The organism is Streptomyces sp. NPDC055254 (assembly GCF_053606025.1).
In genome coordinates, this window is record NZ_JBSGQV010000003.1 from 99,130 (window position 1) to 125,406 (window position 26,277).

The 26,277-nt window shown below is 70.1% G+C and carries 23 protein-coding genes; 12 read left to right on the top strand and 11 right to left on the bottom strand.

Annotation, left to right across the window (positions count from 1 at the left end):
* Positions 1-468 precede the first annotated feature (468 nt).
* Entirely contained in the window at positions 469-2,058 is a 1,590-nt protein-coding gene (locus tag ACWFQ8_RS04500) for an aspartate aminotransferase family protein (protein ID WP_453784690.1), read from the top strand.
* Between the two features lie 111 nt (positions 2,059-2,169).
* Here ACWFQ8_RS04500 and ACWFQ8_RS04505 read toward each other — a convergent pair whose 3' ends face one another.
* The gene (locus ACWFQ8_RS04505) at positions 2,170-2,601 is read right to left on the bottom strand and encodes a PPOX class F420-dependent oxidoreductase (protein ID WP_453784691.1); all 432 of its coding nucleotides are present in this window, start codon (positions 2,599-2,601) and stop codon (positions 2,170-2,172) included.
* A 50-nt stretch (positions 2,602-2,651) separates the two neighbouring features.
* Between ACWFQ8_RS04505 and ACWFQ8_RS04510 the strand changes: the two genes are divergently transcribed.
* The 3 genes from ACWFQ8_RS04510 to ACWFQ8_RS04520 all read left to right on the top strand — a co-directional run bounded on the left by ACWFQ8_RS04510 (position 2,652) and on the right by ACWFQ8_RS04520 (position 6,053).
* Entirely contained in the window at positions 2,652-3,059 is a 408-nt protein-coding gene (locus ACWFQ8_RS04510) for a MerR family transcriptional regulator (RefSeq protein WP_453784692.1), read from the top strand.
* A gap of 63 nt (positions 3,060-3,122) precedes the next feature.
* Positions 3,123-4,289, top strand: coding sequence for a winged helix DNA-binding domain-containing protein (locus tag ACWFQ8_RS04515; RefSeq protein WP_453784693.1), 1,167 nt, complete (start codon positions 3,123-3,125; stop codon positions 4,287-4,289).
* Between the two features lie 45 nt (positions 4,290-4,334).
* On the top strand, positions 4,335-6,053 hold the full coding sequence (locus ACWFQ8_RS04520) for an AMP-binding protein (protein ID WP_453784694.1): 1,719 nt from the start codon (positions 4,335-4,337) through the stop codon (positions 6,051-6,053).
* 43 nt (positions 6,054-6,096) lie between these two features.
* Here the strand turns inward: ACWFQ8_RS04520 and ACWFQ8_RS04525 are convergent, their stop codons facing one another.
* Together ACWFQ8_RS04525 and ACWFQ8_RS04530 are read right to left on the bottom strand one after the other, a co-directional pair.
* Positions 6,097-6,585, bottom strand: a complete 489-nt coding sequence (locus ACWFQ8_RS04525) for a glutathione peroxidase (RefSeq protein WP_453784695.1) — start codon at positions 6,583-6,585, stop codon at positions 6,097-6,099.
* Positions 6,586-6,687: 102 nt separating this feature from the next.
* Entirely contained in the window at positions 6,688-7,494 is an 807-nt protein-coding gene (locus tag ACWFQ8_RS04530) for a hypothetical protein (protein ID WP_453784871.1), read from the bottom strand.
* Between the two features lie 426 nt (positions 7,495-7,920).
* Between ACWFQ8_RS04530 and gcl the strand changes: the two genes are divergently transcribed.
* Positions 7,921-9,708: a glyoxylate carboligase gene (gcl, locus tag ACWFQ8_RS04535; RefSeq protein WP_453784696.1), complete on the top strand. Its 1,788-nt coding sequence runs from the start codon at positions 7,921-7,923 to the stop codon at positions 9,706-9,708.
* 110 nt (positions 9,709-9,818) lie between these two features.
* Here gcl and ACWFQ8_RS04540 read toward each other — a convergent pair whose 3' ends face one another.
* From ACWFQ8_RS04540 to ACWFQ8_RS04555, 4 genes are all read right to left on the bottom strand, one after another.
* Positions 9,819-10,895 (bottom strand): IS30 family transposase, encoded by a 1,077-nt coding sequence (locus ACWFQ8_RS04540; protein ID WP_453784697.1) that lies wholly within the window; start codon positions 10,893-10,895, stop codon positions 9,819-9,821.
* Positions 10,896-11,593: 698 nt separating this feature from the next.
* Positions 11,594-13,051, bottom strand: a complete 1,458-nt coding sequence (locus ACWFQ8_RS04545) for a catalase (protein WP_453784872.1) — start codon at positions 13,049-13,051, stop codon at positions 11,594-11,596.
* A gap of 233 nt (positions 13,052-13,284) precedes the next feature.
* Positions 13,285-14,175, bottom strand: coding sequence for a 2-hydroxy-3-oxopropionate reductase (locus ACWFQ8_RS04550; protein ID WP_453784698.1), 891 nt, complete (start codon positions 14,173-14,175; stop codon positions 13,285-13,287).
* A 75-nt stretch (positions 14,176-14,250) separates the two neighbouring features.
* Entirely contained in the window at positions 14,251-15,084 is an 834-nt protein-coding gene (locus ACWFQ8_RS04555; RefSeq protein ID WP_453784699.1) for a TIM barrel protein, read from the bottom strand.
* 125 nt (positions 15,085-15,209) lie between these two features.
* Here ACWFQ8_RS04555 and ACWFQ8_RS04560 point away from each other — a divergent pair, with 125 nt between their 5' ends.
* The 7 genes from ACWFQ8_RS04560 (at position 15,210) to ACWFQ8_RS04590 (ending at position 21,177) form a co-directional block, all read left to right on the top strand.
* Positions 15,210-15,461 carry a thiamine-binding protein gene (locus ACWFQ8_RS04560; RefSeq protein ID WP_453784700.1) on the top strand — a complete coding sequence of 84 codons (252 nt, stop codon included), beginning with the start codon at positions 15,210-15,212 and terminating at the stop codon, positions 15,459-15,461.
* Positions 15,458-15,841: a helix-turn-helix domain-containing protein gene (locus ACWFQ8_RS04565; RefSeq protein ID WP_453784701.1), complete on the top strand. Its 384-nt coding sequence runs from the start codon at positions 15,458-15,460 to the stop codon at positions 15,839-15,841. The genes ACWFQ8_RS04560 and ACWFQ8_RS04565 overlap by 4 nt, the downstream gene beginning before the upstream one ends.
* Before the next feature lie 153 nt (positions 15,842-15,994).
* A complete protein-coding gene (gene uraD, locus ACWFQ8_RS04570; protein WP_453784702.1) occupies positions 15,995-16,501 on the top strand; it encodes a 2-oxo-4-hydroxy-4-carboxy-5-ureidoimidazoline decarboxylase in 507 nt (168 codons plus the stop codon).
* Between the two features lie 4 nt (positions 16,502-16,505).
* Positions 16,506-16,910: a hydroxyisourate hydrolase gene (gene uraH, locus ACWFQ8_RS04575; RefSeq protein ID WP_453784703.1), complete on the top strand. Its 405-nt coding sequence runs from the start codon at positions 16,506-16,508 to the stop codon at positions 16,908-16,910.
* A 1-nt stretch (position 16,911) separates the two neighbouring features.
* Positions 16,912-17,835: a factor-independent urate hydroxylase gene (gene pucL, locus ACWFQ8_RS04580; protein WP_453784704.1), complete on the top strand. Its 924-nt coding sequence runs from the start codon at positions 16,912-16,914 to the stop codon at positions 17,833-17,835.
* A gap of 191 nt (positions 17,836-18,026) precedes the next feature.
* On the top strand, positions 18,027-19,430 hold the full coding sequence (locus ACWFQ8_RS04585; RefSeq protein ID WP_453784705.1) for an 8-oxoguanine deaminase: 1,404 nt from the start codon (positions 18,027-18,029) through the stop codon (positions 19,428-19,430).
* 358 nt (positions 19,431-19,788) lie between these two features.
* Positions 19,789-21,177, top strand: a complete 1,389-nt coding sequence (locus ACWFQ8_RS04590; RefSeq protein WP_453784706.1) for a nucleobase:cation symporter-2 family protein — start codon at positions 19,789-19,791, stop codon at positions 21,175-21,177.
* Between the two features lie 90 nt (positions 21,178-21,267).
* Here ACWFQ8_RS04590 and ACWFQ8_RS04595 read toward each other — a convergent pair whose 3' ends face one another.
* The 4 genes from ACWFQ8_RS04595 to ACWFQ8_RS04610 all read right to left on the bottom strand — a co-directional run bounded on the left by ACWFQ8_RS04595 (position 21,268) and on the right by ACWFQ8_RS04610 (position 26,070).
* Positions 21,268-21,864: a 3'-5' exoribonuclease domain-containing protein gene (locus ACWFQ8_RS04595; RefSeq protein ID WP_453784707.1), complete on the bottom strand. Its 597-nt coding sequence runs from the start codon at positions 21,862-21,864 to the stop codon at positions 21,268-21,270.
* A gap of 132 nt (positions 21,865-21,996) precedes the next feature.
* On the bottom strand, positions 21,997-23,088 hold the full coding sequence (locus ACWFQ8_RS04600) for a GDSL-type esterase/lipase family protein (protein ID WP_453784873.1): 1,092 nt from the start codon (positions 23,086-23,088) through the stop codon (positions 21,997-21,999).
* Positions 23,089-23,493: 405 nt separating this feature from the next.
* Entirely contained in the window at positions 23,494-25,113 is a 1,620-nt protein-coding gene (gene aceB, locus ACWFQ8_RS04605; RefSeq protein ID WP_453784708.1) for a malate synthase A, read from the bottom strand.
* 252 nt (positions 25,114-25,365) lie between these two features.
* Positions 25,366-26,070 (bottom strand): nucleotidyltransferase family protein, encoded by a 705-nt coding sequence (locus ACWFQ8_RS04610; RefSeq protein ID WP_453784709.1) that lies wholly within the window; start codon positions 26,068-26,070, stop codon positions 25,366-25,368.
* Between the last annotated feature and the right edge of the window lie 207 nt (positions 26,071-26,277).

Consider the following 26,277-nt stretch of genomic DNA (forward strand, 5'->3'; position numbering starts at 1 on the left):
GGAAAACCCGCCAGGTGACGATCCTGTCCTCGCGGCGAGCGTATCCGTATTCGAGTAATGCGCCGCAGAACAATAGTCACGGCCCGGTAATCGGATGCTCGCCGTCCGTGCTGAACCGCTGATTACGGCGGCCTTGCCGGATCCCCCGTATGCCGGAGAGCGAGCTGTTACCGCGTAATTACGGTGAATCGGACAGGGCGTGGAGTGCCAATGCTAGAGTCTGCCCGGCAGTCAGGCGGAGGAGGTTCCGGGATATCCGGGATATCGGAAAACCAGGGAAGTCCGCGGCGCTACGGCTCGTGGCCGCGGTTCGTATCGCACCGCCCCCACCGTTCCGCCGGCACGGTCCGCGCCGGTCCTCCTCCCGCGATCACGGCGCGGAACGCACGCGCGCCGGCCCCCTCCGGACCGCCACCCGATCCAAGGAACACCAACAGAGTCGCGCGACACGAGCGAATAGGGGACGAGATGAACCCGGTGGTCGAAGAACTCGAAGAACTCGAACTGGCGGAACCGTACATCGGTGCCTGGCTGGCCTCCCTGGGGCTCGGCGTCGAGTATGTGCGCTCCCAGGGGAACACCCTCTTCTACCGGAACGACAAGGGTGCGGAAGTCGCCGTTCTCGACCTGGTCGGCGGCTACGGATCGGCAATACTCGGGCACAACAACCCCGAAATAGTGGCCTATGCGAAATCGCTCCTGGACAACGGTACGCCGATTCACGCCCAGTTCTCGCGGCACCCGTACGCCAATGACCTGGCACGGAAGATCAATGCCATCATCCGGCGCGAATTCAATACCTCCGAGCCCTATTCGGCGGTCTTCGCCAACAGTGGCGCGGAGGCTGTCGAGGTCGCGATCAAGCACGCCGAACTCGACCGCGTGATGAAGGTCGCGGAGCTCACGGAGTCCATCGATGCGCACATCGAGCAGGCGCGCGCCTCGGTGCGCGACGGAGCCCGGGTGGAGCCGGGCGAGGCGTTCGCGGGCGCCGGTATCGAGGGATCCGGAGAAGCCGCGCTCGACCGCGTGATCGCCGCCATCAGGAGCGTCAACGGCGAACGGGCCGCGGCCGGGCCGGTGTTCCTGGCCCCGGAGGGCTCCTTCCACGGCAAGCTGATGGGCAGCGTCCAGTTCACCCACAACGTCGGGTACCGGACGCCGTTCAAGACCCTTGCCGCGCAGTGCCGGTTCGTGCCGGTGGACCAGCCGGACGTACTGGCGAAGGTCATCGAGGAGGAGAAGAAGACCCTGCTCGACGTCGAGGTCGCCGACGGGGTCGTGCGCGTGGTCGAACGCGCCCTGCCGGTCTTCGGCGCCTTCGTGCTGGAGCCCATCCAGGGCGAGGCCGGCATCAAGGTCCTCGACCGCGAGGACGTCCGGCGCATCCAGGAGACGCTGGCCGCGGTCGACTGCCCGATCGTCGTGGACGAGGTGCAGAGCGGCATGGGCCGCTCCGGCGCCTTCTTCGCCAGCTCCCACATCGGCCTCCAGGGCGACTACTACGCCCTGGCCAAGAGCCTGGGCGGCGGCATCGCCAAGGCCGCGGTCACCCTCGTGCGCGGGTCCCGGTACCGCAAGGAGTTCGAACTCGTCCACAGCTCGACCTACGCCAAGGACAGCTTCTCGACGCTCGTCGCGGGCAAGACGGTGGACCTGCTGGAGGCCGACGGCGGCAATGCCTACCGGCTGGCCGAGGAGCGGGGGACCCGGCTGCTGGCGATGCTGGGGACGCTGCGCGACGAGTTCCCCGCCGTCGTCAAGGAGGTCCGGGGCAGGGGCCTGATGCTCGGCCTCGAATTCCACGACCTGTCCGACTCCCCGTCGCAGGTCCTCGCGGAGCAGGCGCAGGGCGGGCTGCTCGGATACCTGCTCTCCGGTTACCTGCTGCGGGCGCACGACATCCGGATCTTCCCGACCGCGAGCGCCACGAACACGCTCCGCTTCGAGCCGTCCGTCTACCTCACCGACGCCGAGATCGACCGGACCGGGGCCGCGCTGCGCAGCCTCATCGGCCACCTCGCGGCGCACGACGGCGAGACCCTGCTGAACGCGTGACACGGCGCCGGGCGTCGGGCGCCACCAGCGGCCCGGCGCCCGACGACGGCGCACGCGACAGGTCGGGCGGGTCGATCAGGGGTCGGACGGGTCGACCAGGGTCGGGCGGGCTCAGTTGAGCTTGGCCCCGTACACCCGGTCCACGGAGATCGTCAGCAGCACCCGGCGCTCGCGCACCATCACCGCGCGGTACTCGTCCCAGTCCGGGTGCTCCCCGGCGGCGACGCGGTAGTAGTGCACCATGGCCTCGACCTCGGGGCCGTGGGGGTCGGTCCCCGGCCCGGTGAGCGTCGCCACACCCTCGACGGTGGCCCAGGCCCAGCCGTCCGGGCTGGACACCTCCAGCGTGGCGCGGGGGTCCCGGCGCAGGTTCGCGGTCTTGGCGAAGCCCTCGCCCGTCGACACGTAGATGACGTTCGCCTCCTCGTCGTAGGAAGGCATCACGGGGGAGAGCTGGGGCCGGCCGTCCGCCTTGATCGTCGCGAGGACCCCGAGCCGGGCATCCGCGAGGAGCGAGCGCGGGTTGAAAGGTGTGGTGGTCATGGCACGATCATCAACGTTCACATCGATATGAAGGTCAAGATGGAGTGGGCATGCTGATCGGGGAGTTGAGCCGGCGCACCGGGGTACCCGCACACCTGCTGCGGTACTACGAATCCCAGGGCCTGCTCCGGCCCGGCCGGGGGACCAGCGGCTACCGCGAGTACACCGAGGAGGCGGTCCTGACGGTGACGCAGATCAGGAAACTGCTGGAAGCGGGACTGTCGACCCAGGAGATCGCGTTCACCCTGCCCTGTGCGACGGGCACGGCACCCGACCTCGAACCCTGCCCCGAACTCTTCGCCCTCCTGCGCGCCCGCCTGCACGGCCTGGACGACCGCATCGCCACCCTGCTGCGCTCCCGCCAGGCCCTCCACACCTACATCGCCGCCACCGAACGCCGCGGCTCCCTCGCCCCGCACGCCTGCGACACCCCCGCCCTGCAACCCGCGCAACCCTGACCCTGCTCCCGCGCACGGCGACGGACGCGTTCCCCGGTCCGCGAGGGAGGTTAGTTTGCCGGCATGGCTTCCAGAACACGCACACCGCATCCCGTACTCGACACCCGCGCACTGAACCGTGCCACCCTTGCCCGGCAGTTGCTGCTCGGCCGGGCCGACATGTCCGCCCGGGACGCCGTCGCGCATCTCGTCGGGCTCCAGGCGCAGAACGTGAAGCCCCCGTACTTCCAGCTCCACGCCCGGCTCGCCGGATTCCGCCCCGCCGAGCTCGCCGGGCTGATGGAGTCCCGCGAGGCAGTCCGGATGGTCACCATGCGCTCCACCATCCACACCCACACGGCCCACGACGCCCTCACCCTGCGCCCCCTCGTCCAGCCCGCCCGCGACCGCGAGGTCTCGTACTTCCGCAAGGGGCTCACGGGCGTGGACCTGGACCGGCTCGCGGAGCGGGCGCGCGCCTTCGTCGAGGAAGCGCCGCGCACCATGGGGGAGTTGCGCGAAGAGCTGCTCGCGCAATGGCCCGACGCCGACCCGCAGTCCCTCGCCGTCGCCGCGCGCTGCCGGCTGCCGCTGGTGCAGGTCACTCCGCGCGGAGTCTGGGGGCGCAGCGGGCAGGTCCGGCTCACCACCGTCGAGCAGTGGCTCGGGAAGGGCGCCGGCCCCCGTCCGCCCGACGGAGCGACCGGGGCCGGGACCGCAGCGCCGCCGGTCGACGACGCCGTGCTGCGCTACCTGGCCGCCTTCGGACCCGCCTCCGTCAAGGACATGCAGACCTGGGCCGGACTGACCCGCCTCCGCGAGGCCTTCGAGCGGCTGCGTCCCGGCCTGGCCGTCTTCCAGGACGAGAACGGCGTGGAACTCTTCGACCTGCCCGACGCCCCCCGGCCGGACCCGGACACCCCCGCCCCGCCCCGCTTCCTTCCGGAGTTCGACAACCTCCTCCTCTCGCACGCCGACCGGTCCCGCGTCGTCGCCCCCGAGATCAAGGGGCGTACCTGGACCGGCAACCAGGCTCACTGCACCCTCCTCGTCGACGGCTTCGTCGCCGGACTGTGGAAGCTGGACGGAGCCACCGTCCGAGTCCAGCTCTTCGGCGACGACGGCCTCTCGAAAGCGGAGAAGGAACGGATCACCGCAGAGGGGGAGGCGATGATCGCCGCCATGGGCGCCGCCGACGAGGACGCGGGCGCCGCCCGGGCCTCCGTGCGCTTCGGGTCAATCCACGGCTGACGCCGCCCTGGTGGTCCGTCCACCCGAGGCGGCACGATGCCGGGCATGACGACCGACAGCGCGCAGAACGGCGCGCAGAACAGCGCCACCGCACAGTTCCTCGCCGCGCGGGACTTCCTGCTGGAACGCCGCGGGGACTACGAGGCCGCCCGCGCCGGGTTCACCTGGCCCCGCCCCCACCGGTTCAACTGGGCCCTGGACTGGTTCGACCGCATCGCCGCCGGGAACGACACCGAGGCCCTGCGGATCGTAGAGGAGGACGGCACCACCTCGGCCGTCTCCTTCGCGGAGCTCGCCGTACGCTCCGACGCGGCCGCCCGCTGGATGCGCGAGCAGGGCGTCGCACCCGGCGACCGGGTGCTCGTCATGCTCGGCAACCAGCACGAACTGTGGGAGGTCGCCCTCGGCGCCATGAAGCTGCGCGCCGTCGTCATCCCGGCCACCCCGCTGCTCGGCCCCGCCGATCTGCGCGACCGGGTCGAGCGCGGACGCGTACGCCACGTCATCACCCGCGCCGAGGACACGGCCACGTTCGACCAGGTGCCCGGCGCCTACACGCGGATCGCCGCCGGCCGCGACGTGCCCCCCGGCTGGCGGCGCCTCCAGGACATGCGCGAGGAGGGCGCGGCAGGAGCCGCCGACCCCTTCGTCCCCGAGGGCGAGACCCTCGCGGGCGACCCGCTGATGCTGTACTTCACCTCCGGCACCACCGCCCGCCCCAAGCTCGTGGAGCACACCCACGCCTCGTACCCCATCGGGCACCTCTCGACCATGTACTGGCTCGGGCTGCGCCCCGGCGACGTCCACCTCAACATCGCCTCGCCCGGCTGGGCCAAGCACGCGTGGTCCAACCTCTTCGCCCCCTGGAACGCCGGCGCAACCGTCTTCGTCCACAACTACACCCGCTTCGACGCCGAGCGGCTGATGGCCGAGATGGACCGGCACGGGGTGACCACCTTCTGCGCCCCGCCCACCGTGTGGCGGATGCTGATCCAGTCCGACCTCACGAAGCTGCGGACGCCTCCGCGCGAGGCCGTCGCCGCCGGCGAGCCGCTCAACCCGGAGGTCATCGACAAGGTGCGCGAGGCCTGGGGCGTCACCGTCCGGGACGGATTCGGCCAGACGGAGACCACCCTCCAGGTCGGCAACTTCCCCGGGGCGCCCGTGAAGCCCGGTTCCATGGGGCGCCCGGCCCCCGGGTACGAGATCGTCCTGCTCGACCCCGTCACCGGCGAGGAATCCCCGGACGAGGGCGAGCTGTGCGTGGACCTGCGGACCCGGCCGGCCGGAGTGACGACCGGCTACCGGGACGATCCCGAGCGCACGGCCGAGGCGATGGCGGACGGGCTCTACCGGACCGGTGACATCGCCGCGCGCGACGCCGACGGCTTCCTCACCTACATCGGCCGTTCCGACGACGTGTTCAAGGCCTCGGACTACAAGATCAGCCCGTTCGAGCTGGAGAGCGCCCTGCTGGAGCACGAGGCGGTCGCCGAGGCCGCCGTCGTCCCGGCCCCGGACGCGCTGCGGCTCGCCGTGCCGAAGGCGTACGTCACGCTCGCCGCGGGCTGGGAGCCGGGGCCGGAGACGGCCCGGGCGCTCTTCGCGCACTCCCGGGCGGTGCTGTCCCCGTACAAGCGCATCCGGCGCATCGAATTCGGCGAGCTCCCGAAGACGGTGTCCGGCAAGATCCGGCGGGTGGAGCTGCGGGAGCTCACCGAGGCCGGCTCGGCGGGGGAGTACACCGAGTCCGACCTCGGCTGAGACCGGCCGTACGCGAGAAGGCCCCTACGGGCCCCCGAGGTCGCTACGCGGGCAGGTGTGCCTCGATCGCCGCGACGACCTCGGGGGACTCCGGCTCGGTGCGCGGGCGGAAGCGCGCCACGACCTCGCCGGCGGGGGAGATCAGGAACTTCTCGAAGTTCCACTGGATGTCCCCCGCCTCGCCCGAGGCGTCCGGGGTCTTCACGAGCTCCTGGTACAGCGGGTGCCGGTTCTCGCCGTTGACCTCGGACTTCTCCAGGATCGGGAAGGTGACGCCGAAACCGGCGGCGCAGAACGTCTGGATGTCCTCGGCGTTCCCGGGCTCCTGCTCGCCGAACTGGTTGCAGGGCACGCCGATGACCGTGAAGCCCTTCGCCTCGTACGCGAACTGCAGGCGGGCCAGCCCCGAGTACTGGGGGGTGAGGCCGCACTGCGAGGCGGTGTTCACCAGCAGGATGGCCTTGCCCTTGTGGGAGGCGAGGCTGGTGGGCTCGTCGGACAGGGTGGTCAGCGGGATGTCGTACAGGCTCATCGAGCGCTCCTCTGCGGGCAGGGTGGGGCAAGGTCAAGGTGCATGGTGGAAGGACAACGGCATTGAGCGTAGGCCCCATGCCCAGGCCCTGTCCGGACGCCCCTACGCCCCGAACCCGATCAGTTGGTCCGCCGGGTCGTTGACCGGCTGCGGCATGCCCGTGAGGTCCATCACGAACAGCGGTATGCCCAGGTCGTCCGCGCGGGTGCGGGCGTCCTGCGTGTACCCGGCGAGCGCGAAGTAAACGCTGGTCGCGGACGCGGTGAGGCCGTTCAACCAGACGCACTCCACCGCCCGCAGGCCGGCCGGCGCGGTCGTCGGGTCCACCTGCGCGACGAGTCCGGGCGCCCGCAGGTCGACGGCGGCCGAGGGGATGGGGCGGCCGTCGGGCTGGCGCACGTCCTGGAAGCCGAGCCACCGCAGGTACAGCGCCGCCGTGGCCACCGCGTCCCGGGCCGTTCGGATGGTCACCGGGCGGAACGCGGGCCGGGGCACCGGTGCGGTCGGCGGCAGCGGTATGTGAGCGGGTCCCCGGCGGGTCCCCCGCCCGCCGGACGCGGCCGACGAGCCGGCCCGGCCACCGGGGCCCGCCGACCCGGACGGGCGCCCGGCACCCGGCGTACCGGAACCGGCGCCCGGCCCGGAAGCCAGGGCTCCCGGCGTACCGGCTCCCGGCGTACCCGCTCCCTGTGTACCGGCAGCCGACGGCCGGGCTCCCGGCGCGCCCGCCGCGGGCCCGGCAGCGCCGCGGCTCCCGGGCGCTTCCGTGCCGCTTGCTCCCGGCGGGGGCTCCGCGAGGCGCTCCAGCGGGTGTACCGGAAGCCGCACCACCGTCCCGCACGAGCCGCACCCCACCTCCGGCTGCGGCCACTCGCTCTCCCGTCCGCAGGACCCGCACCGCACCGCCACCCAGGTGTCCGACCAGGTGCGGTGCGTCAGCGGATCCGGCGGGGCGGACAGGTCCAGCGGCGGGACGACCGGGCTCCCGCAGGCGCAGGGGAAGACCGGGGCCGTGTAGCTGTTCTCGCGCAGGCACGCCGGGCAGCGCACCGGTACCGCTTCCGCCATGAGACCTGGACCCCCTCGTCGCTGTGCGTAGGTACATGCTCCACCACCGGCGACCGCCGGGGCGAGGGCGCCGCCCCTTTCCAGCGGAATCCGGCCGCGGAGCCGGACCTTTGTGCAACTCGCCGAACGAGACGCGGCTTTTGGTGGTTTCCGGGGTCCGCCACCGCCTTGACGCCGGAGAGAGTCGCCACTTAGCTTGTTCCGTATAGCAGAACAAAACTTCCGTATGACGGAAAAGCCTGACCGCCAGACCCGCAGGAGAACTCGATGCCCCGTATGACAGCCGCCGCCGCTGCAGTGGAGATCCTCAAGCTTGAGGGCGTTTCGCAAGCGTTCGGCGTGCCCGGCGCTGCGATCAACCCGTTCTACCGCGAGCTCAAGAACGTGGGCGGCATCAACCACACGCTGGCCCGCCACGTCGAGGGCGCCTCGCACATGGCCGAGGGCTACACGCGTGCCAAGGCGGGCAACATCGGTGTCTGCATCGGTACGTCCGGCCCCGCCGGCACCGACATGATCACCGGCTTGTACTCGGCGATCGCCGACTCGATCCCGATCCTGTGCATCACCGGTCAGGCTCCGGTCTCGAAGCTCCACAAGGAGGACTTCCAGGCCGTCGACATCGCCTCGATCGCCAAGCCCGTCACCAAGGCGGCGACCACCGTCCTGGAGGCCGCGCAGGTCCCCGGCGTGTTCCAGCAGGCCTTCCACCTGATGCGCTCCGGCCGTCCCGGCCCGGTCCTGATCGACCTCCCGATCGACGTCCAGCTGACCGAGATCGAGTTCGACCCCGAGACCTACCAGCCGCTGCCGGTCTACCAGCCGCGGGCGTCCCGCGCCCAGGCCGTCAAGGCCGTCGGGTTCCTGCTGGAGTCCGAGCGCCCGCTGATCGTCGCCGGCGGAGGCATCATCAACGCCGATGCCTCCGACCTGCTGGTCGAGTTCGCCGAGCTGACCGGCGTCCCGGTCATCTCCACCCTGATGGGCTGGGGCGTCATCCCCGACGACCACGAGCTGAGCGCCGGCATGGTCGGGGTGCAGACCTCGCACCGCTACGGCAACGCGACGTTCCTGGAATCGGACTTCGTCCTCGGCATCGGCAACCGCTGGGCCAACCGTCACACCGGCTACAACCTCGACGCGTACCTCGGCGACCGCAAGTTCGTCCACGTCGACATCGAGCCCACCCAGATCGGCAAGATCTTCGCCCCGGACTTCGGCATCGCCTCCGACGCCAAGGCCGCGCTGGAGCTCTTCATCGAGGTCGCCAAGGAGCTCAAGGCCGAGGGCAAGCTTCCGGACTTCTCCGCCTGGGCCGCCTCGGGCCAGGAGCGCAAGGCCACCCTCCAGCGCCGCACGCACTTCGACAACATCCCGATGAAGCCGCAGCGCGTGTACGAGGAGATGAACAAGGCCTTCGGCCCGGAGACCCGCTACGTCACCACCATCGGTCTGTCCCAGATCGCCGGTGCGCAGATGCTGCACGTCTTCAAGCCGCGCCACTGGATCAACTGCGGCCAGGCCGGCCCGCTCGGCTGGACCATCCCGGCCGCCATCGGCGCCGCCACCGCGGACCCGGAGACCCCGATCGTCGCGCTCTCGGGCGACTACGACTTCCAGTTCATGATCGAGGAGCTGGCGGTCGCCGCCCAGCACAAGGTCCCCTACGTCCACGTCCTCGTGAACAACGCCTACCTGGGCCTGATCCGTCAGGCGCAGGGCGGCCTCGGCATCAACTTCGAGGTCAACCTCGAATTCGAGAACATCAACACCCCCGAGCTGGGTGTCTACGGTGTCGACCACGTCAAGGTCGCCGAGGGCCTGGGCGTCAAGGCGATCCGCGTCACCGACCCGAACGAGCTGGGCGCCGCCTTCGAGCAGGCCAAGAAGCTGGCGCAGGAGTTCCGGGTTCCGGTCGTCGTCGAGGCCATCCTGGAGCGCGTCACCAACATCTCGATGAGCAAGACCGTCGACATGAGCGACGTCACCGAGTTCGAGGAGCTCGCGACCGAGCCGGGTCACGCCCCGACCGCGATCCGCCCGCTGGCGGTCTGATCGGCCCGGCGGCAGCGGTCCGGCGGTACCGGCCCGGCAGTACCCGACGGCCCCCGCCCCTCCGTGAGGAGGCGGTTTCCAGGGATCGTTGCAACACGTGGTTGTGTCGATCAGGCCGCGAGCAGTTTATGCAGGCGCTCGGCTGGGGTTTCCCAGCCGAGCGTTTTGCGTGGGCGGCCGTTGAGCTGGGCGGCGACGGCGTCGAGGTGCTCGTGGCTGTGGACAGTCAGGTCTGTGCCCTTGGGGAAGTACTGGCGGAGCAGGCCGTTCGTGTTCTCGTTCGATCCGCGTTGCCAGGGGCCGGCGGGGTCGCAGAAGTAGACCGGAACATCGGTGGCGACGGTGAAGGAGCCGTGGGCCGCCATTTCGCTGCCTTGGCCCCAGGTCAGCGAGCGCACCAGGTGTGCGGGCAGCGTCCGGACCGTCTCGACGAGGGCGTCGCGGACGTGTTCCGCGCTGCGGCCGTCGGGCAGGTGCGGGAGCATCACGTAGCGGGTGGCGCGTTCGACGCGGGTGCCGATGGCGGACCCGTTGTCCTTGCCGATGATCAGGGCGCCCTCCCAGTGGCCGGGCACGGCCCGGTCCTCTGCCTCGGCGGGGCGGTCGCTGATCATGACCATGGGGGTGGCGAAGCGGGGCTGTCGCTGCTGGGCCCGGCGGCGCGGTGTGCGGCGGGCGCGTCCCGAGCGCAGGGCGCGGGCCAGTTCGCGGCGGAGTTCGCCACGGCCCTGGACGTAGAGGGCCTGGACGTAGAGGGCCTGGTAGATCGTTTCGTGGACCACGTGCATCTCCGGCCGGTCGGGGAACGTCCGGCGCAGACTCTCGCAGATCTGTTCCGGGCTCCACTTCAGGTTCAGAGCGTCCTGGATGAAGTCCCTCGGTGCGGTGTTCTGGCCGATCTTCCCCGGCTTGGGGCGGGGCCGGCGGGCATCGGCGCGGGCCTGGGCCGCGTGTGGCCGGTACTGGCCGTTGTCCGGGTGGCGGTTGCGGCGTATCTCCCGGCTGACCGTGGACGGGCTGCGGCCCAGCTCAGCTGCGATCGTGCGGATGGTGGCCTTCTCGCGCAGCCGGTCGGCGATGTGGATCCTGCTCACGCCTTGCTGCATGAGCTGAAAGTAGGCACGCCGTTCCTCGGTCAGCGAACGGCGTCCCCGGTTCACCGAGCGGTCCCGGATCTCGAAGTCCATCGCATCCCCCTGGGCGGGGTGTTGCAACGATCCCTAGAACTTAAGGGAGGGCGGGGGCCGTTCCGCGTTGTACGCCGGGGCGCGGGTCCTCCTGCTCGGGGTGGGGGCCGAGTTCCACGTCGACCGCGCAGGCCACCCCTCGGTGTGTCCTGGAGTTCGACGAGCAGGACAGGGGCAGGGGCAGGGGCAGGAGCAGGACGGCGCGGGCGTCCTCGGTGTCCTTCAGGGCCTCGTCGACAGCTCCCGCCCGACATCCTGACTCGCCCGCCGCCGGACCCGGGAACGACAGAGCGCCGGGTCACGGGACCGTCCGTGACCCGGCGCTCCGGGTGGTTACCGCCCGACGGGGCGAGGCTGGCGCGACAGGACGTTCGCACCGCCGGGCGGCGTAGAAGGGGGAGGCTCCCGCGTCCCGGGCAGGGGGCGCTGTGCGCAGACCGTGTCCGGGGGAGGAGTTGCCGGGACCGTGGCGGTCGGCGACGAGAACTCCGGCGCCGTCTCCCTCAGGTCAAGAGACGGGCCTCGGAACCCATGACCACCGCACTGGTTCGCACGTCCGCCACGGTCCTCAGGCGACGCCAGTCGCACGGACTGGCGCAGTCGGCCCTCACCGCGTACCACCCCTCATCCGGGTCCGCGGTGCGGGCTCAGCACCCGGGGCCCGACCTCCCGTCAGGCCCCCGGTACACCTGGGCGGCTCAGGCGTCGCGCAGGGCGCGGACGGCCTCCTCGACGCGCTTGCCGTAGTCGGCGTCGGCGGCGTGGAAGTGAGCCAGGTTCTTCTCGATGACGTCTTCCAGGGTGACCTGCGACAAACCGCCGGCGATGTTCGCCACCAGGCGCTGCTTCTCGGCCTCCGACATCAGGCGATAGAGCTCACCGGCCTGGAAGAAGTCGTCGTCCTTGGTGTGGGCCGGGGCCTCGTGGGTGCCCGTGTAGCCGGAGACGGCCTTGGGGGCGCCCAGCGCCAGACCCGTCTCGACCGGACCCCGGTACGAGTTGGGCTCGTAGTTCTTGTCGTGGCGCGAGCCGTTGCGCAGCGCCATGACACCGTCGCGGCCGTAGTTCTCGGCCTTCGTCGCCTTCGGAGCGTTGACCGGCAGCAGGGTGTGGTTCACGCCGAGGCGGTAGCGCTGGGCGTCGGCGTACGCGAAGAGACGGCCCTGGAGCATCTTGTCCGGCGAGGCGGTGATGCCGGGGACGAAGTTGTTCGGGGAGAAGGCGGACTGCTCGACCTCGGCGAAGACGTTGTCCGGGTTGCGGTCGAGGACCAGGCGGCCCACGCGGCGCAGCGGGTAGTCGCTGTGCGGCCACACCTTGGTGAGGTCGAACGGGTTGAAGCGGTAGTCCGCGGCCTCGGCGGCGGGCATGATCTGGACGTGGAGGGTCCAGCTCGGGTTCACGCCGCGCTCGATCGCCTGCAGCAGGTCGGTCTGGTGCGAGTTGGCGTCCTGGCCGACCAGCTCGGCGGCCTGGTCGCTCGACAGGCAGCGGATGCCCTGGTTCGTCTTGAAGTGGTACTTGACGAAGAAGGCCTCGCCCTGCTCGTTGGTCCACTGGTACGTGTGGGAGCCGTAGCCGTTCATGTGGCGGTACGACGCCGGGATGCCGCGGTCACCCATGAGCCAGGTGATCTGGTGGGTCGCCTCGGGGGCGTGCGCCCAGAAGTCCCAGACGTTGTCCGGCTCCTGCTTGCCCGTGAAGGGGTCGCGCTTCTGGGAGTGGATGAAGTCGGGGAACTTGATCGGGTCCTTGATGAAGAACACCGGCGTGTTGTTGCCGACGAGGTCGTAGTTGCCCTCTTCGGTGTAGAACTTCAGCGCGAAGCCGCGTGGGTCGCGGACCGCGTCCGCACCGCCGAGCGAGTCCGCCACGGTGGAGAACCGCAGGAAGGTCTCGGTCTTCTTGCCGACCGTGTTCAGGAACGCGGCGCTGGTGTACGCGGTGACGTCGTCCGTCACCTCGAAGTAGCCGTACGCGGCCGAGCCGCGGGCGTGCACCACGCGCTCCGGGATGCGCTCGCGGTTGAAGCGGGCGAGCTTCTCAAGGAGCTGCTGGTCCTGGACCAGGAGCGGGCCACCGACGCCGGCGGTGGCGGAGTTCTGGTTGTCGGCGACCGGGGCGCCGGACTCGGTCGTCAGCGTGCGCTTCGACATGGTGACCTTCCGTACGGGAAACTGCTGGCGGAAAGTGTCTTCCGTCATGCGGAACAGCCTAAATTCGGCGCGAACCAAACGTCAACAGTTTGTTGAACAAAGATGAGGGAGGTGATCCGGACGGCGCCGGCGCTTGGGCGCGACAGGACAGGTGTCAGCACCGGCACCATCCGGAGACTCGGGTCCCCGCGAGGGGAGTGCGGACCGGCGGGCGGGCCCGCCGGTCCGGGGCATCAGACCTGGGCGCCGGAGAGGCGCTCGACGGCGCGCAGCAGGGCCGAGTGGTCCAGACCGCCGTCGCCCTGGGCGCGCAGCGAGGCGACCAGCTGGGCGACGACCGCGCCGACCGGCAGGGCGGCACCCACGTTGCGGGCGGCGTCGGTGACGATGCCCATGTCCTTGTGGTGCAGGTCGATCCGGAAGCCGGGCTTGAAGTCGCGGTTCAGGAAGTTGTCCTTCTTGCGGGTCAGGACCGTGGAGCCGGCCAGACCGCCGCCCAGGACGTCGAGCGCGGCCTTGAGGTTCACGCCCGACTTCTCCAGGAAGACGACGGCCTCGGCGCACGCCTGGATGTTCACCGCGACGATGAGCTGGTTGGCGGCCTTCACGGTCTGGCCGGAGCCGTGCGGGCCGCAGAGCACGATGGTCTTGCCGAGGGCCTGGAGGACCGGCAGGGCCTCGTCGAAGTCGGCCTGCTCGCCACCCACCATGATCGACAGGACGGCCTCGATGGCGCCGGCCTCGCCGCCGGACACCGGGGCGTCGATGACGCGGATGCCCTTCTCGGCGGCGTTCTTCGCGAGGTCGATCGAGGTCTGCGGGGTGATCGACGACATGTCGATGATCAGCGCACCGGACTTCGCGTTCTCCAGGATGCCGTTCTCACCGTAGGAGATGGCCTCGACCTGCGGGGAGGCGGGCACCATCGTGATGATGACGTCGGCGTCCTGGACGGCCTCGGCGATGGATCCGGCGGCGCTGCCGCCGGCGGCGGCCAGGCGGTCCAGCTTGTCCTGCTCCAGGGTGAAGCCGGTGACCGGGTAGCCGGCCTTCAGGAGGTTCTCGGCCATGGGGGAGCCCATGATGCCGAGGCCGATCCAGGCGACGTTGGGGAGGTTGCTCATGATGAGGGTCCTTCTCTTAATGCTTTGTACGAAGAGTTCGTGACGTGCCTGGCTGATCGCCCGGACTTTGTCCGCCTACCGCGCGGCGCGGGCCCCGGCCGGCAGCCAGGCGAAGGACGCGGCAGCGTCGGCGGCCTTGTACTCCAGGCCTACGTAGCCCTCGTATCCGGCCTTCCTCAGCTGGTCGAGCAGCTCTTCGAGGGGCAGCTCGCCGGTGCCGGGGGCACCTCGCCCGGGCTTGTCCGCGATCTGGACGTGCCCGGTCTTGGCGGCGTATTTTTCGATGACCTCGGAGAGGTCCTCATCGTTCATCGCCAGGTGGTACAGGTCGAGCAGGAACTTGGCGTTGCCGAGGCCGGTGGCCTCGTTCACCTTGTCCACCACCTCGATGCCGGCCGGGGCGCTCACCAGCGGGTAGAGCGGCGACTCGGGCTTGTTGAGGGTCTCGATCAGGAGGATCGCCCCGACGCGGTCGGCGGCCCGGGCGGCCGCGACCAGGTTCTCCAGGGCGAGCTCGTCCTGTACGGCCGGGTCCACTCCTTCGACGCGGTTGCCGTAGAGGGCGTTCAGCGCCTTGCAGCCGACCGAGGCCGCGAAGTCCGCGGCCACGTTGATGTTGGCGTTGAAGCGCTCCGACTCCTCGCCGGGCACCGAGACCGCACCGCGGTCCGGGCCCGGCAGCCGGCCGGCGTAGAAGTTCAGGCCCACCAGCTGGGTGCCGGCGTCCTCAAGGGCGTTCTTGAGGGCGTCGAGCTCCTCCTGTGCCGGGGTGGGGGTCTCGATCCAGGGCCACCACAGCTCGACCGCCGTGAAGCCCGCCGCGGCGGCAGCCGCGGGGCGCTCCAGGAGCGGGAGTTCCGTGAAGAGGATCGACAGGTTCACATCGAAGCGCTGGTCCGTGTATCCCATGAGGGGTATGCGCTCCTTCCGTATTGCGGAAGTTATTTTCTGCTTGACGGAAGACTGCATCGAGGTTCGCGTGGCTGTCAAGTACGGACTGCCGAAAAGTCCGGAGTCCCGGGTAGCTTGACCGGGTGCGATTGAGAGTGGAGTTCACGACCGAGCCCTTCGATCTCGAAGAGGCCCCCGCCCATGCCGTGGCCGCTCGCGAGGTCATCCAGAAGGCCCAGCTGGACGCGGTGGACGTCGGCCCGTTCGGCAATACGGCCGAGGGCGAGACCGACGCGGTCCTCGTCGCGGTGACCGCGCTGCTGCGCGATTCCCTGGAGGCCGGAGCGACCCGGGTCTCGCTCCAGGTCAACGTGATCGGGGAGGAGGCGCCGTGACCGAACCCCGTGACCACCCGTTCGTCACCGCGGTGAAGCCGCTCGTGGACGCGATGGGGGGCGAGCTGATGGATCCGGCCCTGGCTCAGCCCGACGACGTCGTGCTCACCTGGGAGGGGCAGGAGCTGCTGGCCGTCCGCCTGCCCCAGCTGTCCGACTCGCTGGACCACATCCTGGCGGCCTTGGAGCGCCGGCACGGCGTACCGTTGTCGCAGCTCGACCGGAAGTCCAAGCAGGACGTGGTGCGGATACTGGAGGCGCGGGGCGCCTTCTCCGTGCGGCACGGTGTGGAGACGGTCGCGGGCGCCCTGGGCGTAAGCCGTTTCACGGTCTACAACTACCTGAACAGGGAAAACCCCAACAAGAACAGCCAAGAGTGAACGCCCACTGACCCGCAGCGACGAGCCGCCGCCCGATTCACCCGGGCGGCGGCTTTTGTGTACGGGAATTTCAACAAAGTGTTGACGCCGTGTTGTCGAGGGCGTTAGCTATGCGCAGCCCGTCAAAGCAACAACAGGCCACGGAGGCCTACCGTGACTTCGAGTCCGACCCCGGGTCTCACCCGGTTCAACGCCTTGGACGACAGCGCGGCCGCGGCCGAGCTGCACGAGGTGTGCGCCAGTTCGGCATGGGGCAGCAAGCTTCTCGCCCAGCGCCCCTTCACCAGCGCGGAGTCCCTGTTCTCGGCCAACGAGTCCGCCATGGCGGAGCTCACCGCCGCGGACCTGGGCGAGGCGATGGGCGGCCACGCGCCGATCGGCCGGCCGAAGCCGGGAGACCCGACCTCCGCCCGCGAGCAGCGCGGTATGGCCGGTGCCTCGCAGGAGCTCAAGACCGAACTCCTCGAACTGAACCTGGCCTACCAGGAGAAGTTCGGCCACGTGTTCCTCATCTGCGCCACCGGTGCGACCGGTGAGTTCATGCGGGACGCGGTCAAGGTCCGGATCGACAACTCGCCGGAGCAGGAGCGGGAGATCGCCCGCGGTGAGCTCGTCAAGATCAACAAGATCCGCCTGACCCGACTCGCAGAGGGAGAGTGAGCACATGAGCACCGAGACCACGGCGTCGGTGTCCACGCACATCCTGGACACCAGCATCGGCAAGCCCGCCGAAGGCGTCGCCATCGCGCTGTCGGCCCGCACCGGGCTCGACGGCGAGTGGTCGGCCCTGGGCGGCTCCGCCACCGACGCGGACGGGCGCTGCAAGAACCTGCCGGCGCTGCCGGAGGGCACCACCCACGTACGTCTCGACTTCGAGACCGAGACGTACTTCTTCAGTGAGCACAGTTCCAAGAAGCAAGCCGAGGCGCAGCAGGACGCCCCCCGCGTAAGGGACAGCGGTGCGTTTTTCCCGGAAGTGACGATCACCTTCGCTGTCACCCCCGGCGAGCACTACCACGTACCGCTGCTGCTCAACCCGTTCGGCTACTCCGTTTACCGAGGGAGCTAGCATGGCCACGATTCTGGGCCAGAACCAGTACGGCAAGGCAGAGAACCGCGTCGTCAAGATCACGCGGGACGGCGACACCCACCACATCAAGGACCTGAACGTCTCGGTCGCCCTCTCCGGCGACATGGACGACGTCCACTACTCCGGCTCGAACGCCAACGTCCTTCCGACGGACACCACCAAGAACACGGTGTACGCCTTCGCCAAGGAGCACGGCATCGAGTCCGCCGAGCAGTTCGGCATCCACCTGGCGCGCTGGTTCGTGAACAGCCAGGAGCCGATCCAGAAGGCGCGCATCCGGATCGAGGAGTACGCCTGGGACCGGATCGCGACCTCGGACGCCAACTCCAAGTTCATCGGCGCCGACGAGGTGAACCACTCCTTCGTCCGCCAGGGCATGGAGACCCGCGTCACCCAGATCACGTACGACGGCCAGAACTGGGAGGTCGTCTCCGGCCTCAAGGACCTGGTCGTCATGAACTCCACGAACTCCGAGTTCTGGGGTTACGTGAAGGACAAGTACACGACGCTGAAGGAGGCCTACGACCGCATCCTGGCCACCCAGGTGTCGGCCCGCTGGCGCTTCAACTGGTCGGACGACGAGCAGCGGATGCCCCACTGGGAGAAGTCCTACGCCGAGGTCCGCAAGCACATGCTCCAGGCCTTCGCGGAGACCTACTCCCTCTCGCTGCAGCAGACCCTCTACCAGATGGGTTCGCGCATCATCAACCACCGTTCGGAGATCGACGAGGTCCGCTTCTCGCTCCCGAACAAGCACCACTTCCTCGTCGACCTGGAGCCCTTCGGCCTCAAGAACGACAACGAGGTCTACTTCGCCGCCGACCGCCCGTACGGCCTGATCGAGGCGACCGTCCTCCGGGACGGCGTTGACGCCCGCATCCCCGTGGACATGACCAACCTCTGACGCGGCACGCGCGTCCCGGGGCTCCGCAGTGGCCCCGGGACCGCGCGACACCCTTCAAGCTCGCTGAATCGGCACCCGGACGCATCACACGGGGCGGCAGTACTGTCAGCTGTCAAGGCCCCCGGCTCCGGCACTCAAATCTCCTGGGCCTTGCCGTGCCCGTACCGCCACTGAAAGCACGAGGAAGTCCCATGGCAGCATCGGCAGCCCTTGACGGCGCGGTCGAGCGCATCGTCATCGAGAACTGCGCGATCGCGACCGTCGACGCGAACGACACCGAGTACGCCTCGGGCCACGTGGTCGTCGCCGGCAACAGGATCGAGTCGATCGGTGCGGGCAAAGCCCCCGAGAACCTCGACAACGTGGTCCGCCGCATCGACGGCACGGGTCACCTCGTCACCCCCGGTCTGGTCAACACCCACCACCACTTCTACCAGTGGATCACCCGGGGTCTGGCCACCGACCACAATCTCTTCAACTGGCTCGTCGCGCTGTACCCGACGTGGGCGCGCATCGACGAGCAGATGACGTACACGGCGGCCCAGGGCTCCCTGGCCGCGATGGCCCGCGGTGGTGTCACCACCGCCATGGACCACCACTACGTGTTCCCCAAGGGCTCCGGCGACCTCTCCGGCTCGATCATCCGCGCCGCTTCCGAGATGGGCGTCCGCTTCACCCTCGCCCGCGGCTCCATGGACCGCAGCGAGAAGGACGGCGGCCTGCCCCCGGACCACGCCGTCGAGACCCTTGAGGGCGCGCTCGCCGACACCGAGGCGACCGTGAAGAAGTACCACGACGCCTCCTTCGACGCGATGACCCAGGTCGCCGTCGCCCCGTGCTCCCCCTTCTCGGTCTCCACCGAGCTGCTGAAGCAGGGCGCCGAGCTGGCCCGCCGCCTGGGCGTGCGCATGCACACGCACGGCTCCGAGACCGTCGAGGAAGAGCAGTTCTGCAAGCAGCTGTTCGGCATGGGCCCGACCGACTACTTCGAGTCGACCGGCTGGCTCGGCGAGGACGTGTGGATGGCGCACAGCGTCCACATGAACGACTCCGACATCGCCGCGTTCGCCCGCACCAGGACCGGTGTCGCGCACTGCCCGTCCTCCAACGCCCGTCTGGCCGCCGGCATCGCCCGGGTACCGGACATGCTGGCCGCCGGTGTACCGGTCGGCCTCGGCGTGGACGGCACCGCCTCCAACGAGTCCGGTGAACTGCACACCGAGCTGCGCAACGCGCTGCTGATCAACCGCCTGAACCCGGTCCACCGCGAGCGCGCCCTGAACGCGCGCCAGGCCCTGCGCCTCGGTACGTACGGCGGTGCGCAGGTCCTCGGCCGCGGCGACAGCATCGGTTCGCTGGAGGCCGGCAAGTGCGCCGACCTCGTGATGTGGAACCTGAGCACCTTCCTGCACTCCTCGATCGCCGACCCGGTCACCGCGCTGGTCTTCGGCGCCGCGGCTCCGGTGACGGCCTCGTTCGTCAACGGCAAGCAGATCGTGGAGAACAACCGACTCCTCTTCGCCGACGAGGACGCCATCGCCGTGTCCACGCGGGAAGAGGCCCAGCGCCTCGCGCGGATCTCCGCGCAGGCCTGATCCCCCGGAGTCCGGCCGGGGGGGACGGCCCCCGGTCGGTAGCCGCGGACCCGAGCGGGGTCCGTCGGCAGCCGATCCCGGGAAGCGCCTGCGGACCTCCGTGGGCGCCCCCGGGGCCGGTGACTCGTGCCACCGGCTCCACCGCGGCGGAACCGACTCGGGCGAATCGATTCCGCACCCTCGGGACACCTCGGACACGACGTTCGGCGCACCCGACGTTCGACGCACCCGACGTTACGGCGCACCCGACGTTGGGCGCACCACCCACAACTGAACACAGGCTCGACTCGCACCGCTTTCGCACCACCTCCATGACACCCACGTCCCTGCCAACGTGTTTAACCGACCGGAGGAAGCCGTGGCCGCAACGCCCAGGTTTCGCAAAGACGCAGTCGCAGTACCGGAGGAGAAGCACCCGGTCGACGAGACCCTGCCTCCGCTGAAGATGTTCACGAGCGGCCTCCAGCACGTGGCCGCCATGTACGCGGGTGTCGTCGCCCCGCCCATGATCGTCGGACCCGCCGTCGGTCTCTCCGCGACCGAGACCGCCTTCCTGATGGGCGCCTCGCTCTTCACCGCCGGCCTCGCCACCCTGCTCCAGACCCTCGGCTTCTGGAAGATCGGCGCCAAACTCCCCTTCGTCAACGGCGTTTCCTTCGCCGGTGTGACTCCGATGATCGCGATCGGCAAGGGAGAGGGGGACAACGCCGTCCCCATCATCTTCGGCGCGATCATCGTCGCCGGCGCGGTCGGCTTCCTCGCCGCCCCCTACTTCGGCAAGCTGGTCCGCTTCTTCCCGCCGGTCGTCACCGGAACGGTCATCACCCTGATCGGCGTCTCGCTCCTGCCGGTGGCCTTCAACTGGTCGCAGGGCGGGAACAGTGCCGCCACCGACTACGGCTCGGTGAAGAACATCGGGATGGCCGCCGCCACCCTCGTCATCGTGCTGCTGATGCGCAAGTTCCTGCGCGGCTTCCTCCAGCAGATATCCATCCTGCTCGGCCTGGTCGCCGGTACGCTCATCGCCCTGCCGCTGGGCATGACGAGCTTCGACGCCGTCCGCAACGCCTCCGTCGTCGGCTTCCCGACCCCGTTCCACTTCGGCGCCCCGCAGTTCCAGGTGGCCGCCATCATCTCCATGTGCATCGTCATGCTCGTCTGTATGACCGAGTCCACCGCCGACATCCTGGCGCTGGGCAGGATCGTCGGACGTCCGGCGGATGCGAGGACCATCGAGGGCGGCCTGCGCGCCGACGCCCTGGGCAGCGCGATCAGTCCGCTGTTCAACGGCTTCATGTGCAGCGCCTTCGCGCAGAACATCGGCCTCGTCGCCATGACCAAGGTGCGCAGCCGCTTCGTCGTCGCAGCCGGCGGCGGCATCCTCATCCTGCTCGGGCTGTGCCCGATGGCCGCCTCCGTGATCGGCGTGGTTCCGCTGCCGGTCCTCGGCGGCGCGGGCATCGTCCTCTTCGGCTCGGTCGCCGCCAGCGGAATCCAGACCCTGGCGGGCGCGGCCATGGAGAAGGGCGAGAACGCCCTGATCGTCGCCGCCTCGGTGGGCATCGGCCTGATCCCGATCGCCGCGCCGCAGTTCTACCACGCCTTCCCGAAGGACCTGCTGGTCGTCCTCGACTCCGGCATCAGCACCGGCTGCGTCGTGGCCATCCTGCTGAACCTGGCCTTCAACCACCTCGGCGCCGGGAACGGCACGGCCCGGGCCGTCGCGGACCCGGTGCCGGCGCACTGACGACCCGGCCGCCCGCGTCGGCCGCGCGCACGCCACCCGCCGCGGGTGTGGCGTGCGCGCGCCGCGCCCGTACGTCCGGGGTGAGTGCCGTCACGGCGCCCCGGGCGTCCACAGCATCAGGTTGCTCATCAGTTCGGCCTGCTCGATCGCGTCGTCCAACGCGTGGTGGGTGTGGCGCCGCTTCGACAGAAGGTCGCGGGGCATGCGGCCCTTCACGGCAGCCCGCAGCGGGACCCGCGCCTTCGTCGCGTACAGGGTCTTCATGTCCAGGCAGCCGGAGTGGCCGAACGGGCTGTCGCCGCCGAAGGACATCAGGTACCAGTACAGGAACGTCCAGTCGAAGGAGGCCGGGTAGCCGCACATCACCGGTTGGGCCCCCGCCGACACCTCGCGCACCCAGGCGGCAAACTCGGCCATCGCCGCCGCCGGTTCGGCACCCTCCCGCACCAGCCGGTCGCGGTCCAGCCCGCTGACGGCCAGCGCCTCGGGCACGTACTGGTCGCTGATCGGCCGCAACTCGCGGTAGAACGTGAGCCGTTCCGGATCGGCGGCCGTATACGAGGCGCCGTCCTGGCGCCCGGCGACGGCGGCCCCGAAGCTGATCATGGAGTACGGACCCGGGATGGGGCCGTCGGCCTCGATGTCGACGGAGATGTAGAGACTGGGACGTGCGGTACGCGATGCCATGCGCGTGAGCATGCCAGCCGGCCCGGCGCCGTTCACCGGGATTTACGCTGCCCGCCAGGAGGGCGCGATGCCGTCCGTCGCGTCGTTCGAGGCCCCGGCGGGCAACGTCCTGTCGGCTGCCGGAAGACCGCCCTAGGAGGCGGGGGTCAGGAACATGCCCGTCTGGTCGGCGCCCGGGGTGTTCTTGCAGCTGAAGCCGGAGGCGGCCGGCTGCGCCGCCACCAGGGCGAGGCAGCGCCCCGCCGCCAGCTGTCCGAAGTGGTTCGGGTGCATGGACTCCTGGATCAGCCCCTGGGTCTCGCTGCTGTCGATCCAGCGCGCCCACTCACTGGTCTTGGCCGAGGCCGGCGCGGTGGCGCTGACCTGCTTGCTCGCCCTGGCGCACACCTCACGCCCCTGGAGCATGTCCCGCAGGTCCAGGAACTGCACCCCCTTGGCCGCGGCGACCCCCTTGAGGCGGTTCGCGAGCTGCGGCACCAGCGAGTCCCGCGCCCAGTCGGAGTCACGGTTCCAGAACGGGCACCCGCCCGTGTTCAGCCGGCTCCAGTCGCTCTGCGTGTAGCGGTTCTCCGTGCCGCGCGGGATCGGCGAGGGGTAGGACTGCAGCACGATCCGGTAGGAGGAGTCGGTGTAGCCGGCGCCCCGCATCACCGCCCGTACCTCGTCCACGGACTTGCCGACGTCGGCCATCACCGCGTCGATCTTCTGGTCCACCCCGTACTGCTGGTCGTCGTAGCAGTAGGAGTTCCAGATGATGAAGTCGTACGCGCAGTCCTTGATGATCTCCGCGAAGCCGAGGTCGTTCCCGCCGACGGACAGCGCGATGACCTTGACGTCGTGGGACGCGGCCACGGTCGCGAGCCGGTCGGCCTGCGGGGCCTCGCCCTTGAAGGCCGTACCGCCGTTGGCGGCGCGGAACACGTTCTGCGCGGTCGCCCCGGAGCAGGCCAGGTTCACGGCGACATCGGCGATGGGCCCGGCGCTGCGGACCTCGGCGGAGTCGGAGCGGTGGCACCCGCCCGCGGTGCTCCCGTACACCTTGCCGGGGTCGTAGACGCTGCCGCTGACCCAGCCCCGGTCGGTGCCGGCGCGGCTCCCGGTGTCGGTCAGGCTGTTGCCCTTCCAGCGTCCGGCTTCACCGGAGATGTAGCTGTCGCCCAGGGAGACCACGGCGGTGGGCCCGGTCCCGGGGCCGGCCGCCGACGTTCCGGCGCCACCGGCCATCAGCGCCCCGACGGTCAGGGGCACGACCATGCCGGTCCTGGCCAGTCGTCGCACACGACTGCGGTGCCGGTCCTTGCTGACGTTGCGGAATCCGATCACTGCGGAACTCCTGCGGTCGGCCACGCGCGAGTCGGGAACAACTGCGGTGCGTGGCTGCTCTAGTGGGGGTACCGCCGGCCGGTGGCAACCGGAAAGGTGACACGCCGCACGTTGTTACCGCTAGGTAGCCGCAGATTACGATGAAGTAACGACCGACCGACCGATCGTTCGGGTTCTCGCCGGCTCGGCTCCGCTTCGCCGTTCGCCTTCGAGAACGGCTCCGCCCCCGCGCCCTGGGGGCGACGGGGGCGGAGCCTGCCGTGCTCTGTCTGTTCGACCGCTGTGCGTCCGGCCGAACGAGGCTTGCTAGCCGGCCAGTTGGTCGTACGCGGGGAGCGTCAGGAAGTCCGCGTAGTCCGCGTCCAGGGAGACCTGGAGCAGCAGGTCGTGGGCCTGCTGCCAGGTGCCGGTCGTGAAGGCCTCCTCGCCGACCTCGGCGCGGATGGCGGCCAGTTCCTGAGCGGCGATGGTGCGGGTCAGCTCGGCCGTGGCGAGCTCGCCGTTCTCGAAGACCACACCGGCGTTGATCCACTGCCAGATCTGCGAACGGGAGATCTCGGCGGTGGCCGCGTCCTCCATCAGGCCGAAGATGCCGACGGCGCCGAGGCCGCGCAGCCACGCCTCGATGTAGCGGATGCCGACCTGGACCGCGTTGCGCAGGCCCTCGTACGTCGGCTTCGCGTCCAGGGAGTCGATCGCGATGAGCTCGCCGGGGGCCACCGAGACGTCCTCGCGGAGGCGGTCCTTCTGGTTCGGCTTCTCGCCGAGCACCGCGTCGAAGGAGGCCATGGCGATCGGGACCAGGTCCGGGTGGGCAACCCAGGAGCCGTCGAAGCCGTCGCCCGCCTCGCGGTCCTTGTCGGCCTTGACCTTCTCGAACGCGACCTTGTTGACCTCGGCGTCCTTGCGGGACGGGATGAAGGCCGCCATGCCGCCGATGGCGTGCGCGCCGCGCTTGTGGCAGGTGCGGACCAGCAGTTCGGTGTACGCCCGCATGAACGGGGCGGTCATGGTGACCGCGTTGCGGTCCGGCAGGACGAACTTCTCGCCGCCGTCACGGAAGTTCTTGACGATGGAGAAGAGGTAGTCCCAGCGGCCCGCGTTCAGGCCCGCCGCGTGGTCGCGCAGCTCGTAGAGGATCTCCTCCATCTCGTACGCGGCGGTGATGGTCTCGATGAGGACCGTGGCGCGGACGGTGCCCTGCGGGATGCCGACGTAGTCCTGGGCGAAGACGAAGATCTCGTTCCAGAGGCGCGCCTCCAGGTGCGACTCCGTCTTCGGCAGGTAGAAGTACGGGCCCTTGCCGAGCTCGATCAGGCGCTTCGCGTTGTGGAAGAAGTACAGGCCGAAGTCGACGAGCGCGCCCGAGGCGGAGGCGCCCTCGAACTGGAGGTGGCGCTCCTGGAGGTGCCAGCCGCGCGGCCGCATCACGACGGTCGCGAGCTGGTCGGCGGGCTTGAGGGCGTACGACTTGCCGGTGCGCGCGTCCGTGAAGTCGATGCGGCGCTCGTAGGCGTCGATGAGGTTGAGCTGGCCGAGGACGACGTTTTCCCAGGTGGGAGCAGAGGCGTCCTCGAAGTCGGCGAGCCAGACCTTGGCGCCCGAGTTCAAGGCGTTGATGGTCATCTTGCGGTCCGTCGGACCGGTGATCTCCACCCGGCGGTCGTTCAGCGCGGCCGGGGCCGGCGCCACCTTCCAGTCGCCCTCGCGGACCTGTGCGGTGTCCGGGAGGAAGTCGAGGGTGGACGTACGGGCGATCTCGGCGCGGCGCTCGGCGCGGCGGGCGAGGAGCTCGGCGCGGCGGGGGGCGAACCGCCGGTGCAGCTCGGCCACGAAGGCGAGGGCCGCTTCGGTGAGGACTTCGTCCTGCCGGGGCAGGGGCTCGGCGTCGACGATGGCCAGCGGGGACGGCGCTGGTGCGGACATATCTGTCACTCCTTCAGCGGCGGTGCCTGGCGGCCGCGGGGGAATGCTCGCGCGAGACGGCACGCAGTGCCGTCGGGTGTGGAGAGTTCCGCAATACGGTCGCGGGCGCCGTCTGGGGGTTCAGGGCGCTTCTGACCAGTGGATAGTAATTTCCTCATGGTGGAAGTTCAATGGTTTGTTGATGTCGAGATTCTCAGAGTCGACAGATTCCGGTTGCCCGTGGCCCCCAGTGCCATTCCCGTCACACCCCGCTCAGGCGAGTCGGGCCAGGTCGGGCGGCGTGTCGATGTCGAAGGCCTCCGCGATGTCCCCGCACTCCACCAGGGTGAGCTCCCCGGCGTGGCGCGCCAGGTGCACTCGCGCGCCCTGGTCGCCCGTCGCCGTCGCCGCGATGTCCGCCCAGCGCTCCGCGCCGAACAGCACCGGATGGCCGCGCTCCCCGCCGTACGCCGCCGCCGCCAGGCTGGCCGGGGAGCGGTACGCCGCCCGGACCCGGGCCACGGCCGCCGCGCCGATCCCGGGCTGGTCCACCAGCGAGACCAGCGCCGCGGCCGCGCCCGTACCGGCCAGCGAGGCGAGGCCGACCCGCAGGGAGGAACCCATGCCCTCCGCCCAGTCCGGGTTGTCCACGACCGCACAGCCCGCGAGGTCCGCGCGCTCGCGGACCTCGGCCGCGGAGGCGCCGAGCACCACGTGCACCGGGCCGCAGCCCGCCTCGCGCAGCACCCGTACGGCGTTCTCCACGAGCGGCCGCCCCCGGTAGGGGAGCAGGGCCTTCGGCCGGCCGCCGAGGCGCCGGCCGCCGCCGGCCGCCAGGAGCAGGCCCGCGACGAGCGGCCCGCCCCTCTCCGGAGCCGGAGCCGGAGCCGGGGAAGGCTCCGGCCCCGGCCGCGGAGCGGTCAGTGTCGGATCGGTGTGGCGCGGCGCGGCGCCCCGCGCTTCGGTGTGCTCTGACATAACGGTGATTCTTGCTCCTGCGCCCGGACCGCCGTGCGCCGTCCGGCGGTCAGGGCGCGCCGCACGGAGGCCAGCGCGGCCCCGATCCGCAGCGGTTCTGAGATCCGGTTCTCGGTGGCGGCCAGCAGAGCTCGTTCGTCGCGATCGGTCAGCATCTCGGCTTCTCCTTGCCAATCGGGGGCCAATACGGCGAGTCTGTCCCTCGAT

What these genes read in the sequence shown, in the direction of transcription:
- ACWFQ8_RS04500 (WP_453784690.1), top strand. Translation starts at nt 469, where the DNA reads ATGAACCCGGTGGTCGAAGAACTCGAAGAACTCGAACTGGCGGAACCG.
- ACWFQ8_RS04505 (WP_453784691.1), bottom strand. Translation starts at nt 2,601, where the DNA reads ATGACCACCACACCTTTCAACCCGCGCTCGCTCCTCGCGGATGCCCGG.
- ACWFQ8_RS04510 (WP_453784692.1), top strand. Translation starts at nt 2,652, where the DNA reads ATGCTGATCGGGGAGTTGAGCCGGCGCACCGGGGTACCCGCACACCTG.
- ACWFQ8_RS04515 (WP_453784693.1), top strand. Translation starts at nt 3,123, where the DNA reads ATGGCTTCCAGAACACGCACACCGCATCCCGTACTCGACACCCGCGCA.
- ACWFQ8_RS04520 (WP_453784694.1), top strand. Translation starts at nt 4,335, where the DNA reads ATGACGACCGACAGCGCGCAGAACGGCGCGCAGAACAGCGCCACCGCA.
- ACWFQ8_RS04525 (WP_453784695.1), bottom strand. Translation starts at nt 6,585, where the DNA reads ATGAGCCTGTACGACATCCCGCTGACCACCCTGTCCGACGAGCCCACC.
- gcl (WP_453784696.1), top strand. Translation starts at nt 7,921, where the DNA reads ATGCCCCGTATGACAGCCGCCGCCGCTGCAGTGGAGATCCTCAAGCTT.
- ACWFQ8_RS04540 (WP_453784697.1), bottom strand. Translation starts at nt 10,895, where the DNA reads ATGGACTTCGAGATCCGGGACCGCTCGGTGAACCGGGGACGCCGTTCG.
- ACWFQ8_RS04545 (WP_453784872.1), bottom strand. Translation starts at nt 13,051, where the DNA reads ATGTCGAAGCGCACGCTGACGACCGAGTCCGGCGCCCCGGTCGCCGAC.
- ACWFQ8_RS04550 (WP_453784698.1), bottom strand. Translation starts at nt 14,175, where the DNA reads ATGAGCAACCTCCCCAACGTCGCCTGGATCGGCCTCGGCATCATGGGC.
- ACWFQ8_RS04555 (WP_453784699.1), bottom strand. Translation starts at nt 15,084, where the DNA reads ATGGGATACACGGACCAGCGCTTCGATGTGAACCTGTCGATCCTCTTC.
- uraH (WP_453784703.1), top strand. Translation starts at nt 16,506, where the DNA reads ATGAGCACCGAGACCACGGCGTCGGTGTCCACGCACATCCTGGACACC.
- pucL (WP_453784704.1), top strand. Translation starts at nt 16,912, where the DNA reads ATGGCCACGATTCTGGGCCAGAACCAGTACGGCAAGGCAGAGAACCGC.
- ACWFQ8_RS04585 (WP_453784705.1), top strand. Translation starts at nt 18,027, where the DNA reads ATGGCAGCATCGGCAGCCCTTGACGGCGCGGTCGAGCGCATCGTCATC.
- ACWFQ8_RS04595 (WP_453784707.1), bottom strand. Translation starts at nt 21,864, where the DNA reads ATGGCATCGCGTACCGCACGTCCCAGTCTCTACATCTCCGTCGACATC.
- ACWFQ8_RS04600 (WP_453784873.1), bottom strand. Translation starts at nt 23,088, where the DNA reads ATGGCCGGTGGCGCCGGAACGTCGGCGGCCGGCCCCGGGACCGGGCCC.
- aceB (WP_453784708.1), bottom strand. Translation starts at nt 25,113, where the DNA reads ATGTCCGCACCAGCGCCGTCCCCGCTGGCCATCGTCGACGCCGAGCCC.
- ACWFQ8_RS04610 (WP_453784709.1), bottom strand. Translation starts at nt 26,070, where the DNA reads ATGTCAGAGCACACCGAAGCGCGGGGCGCCGCGCCGCGCCACACCGAT.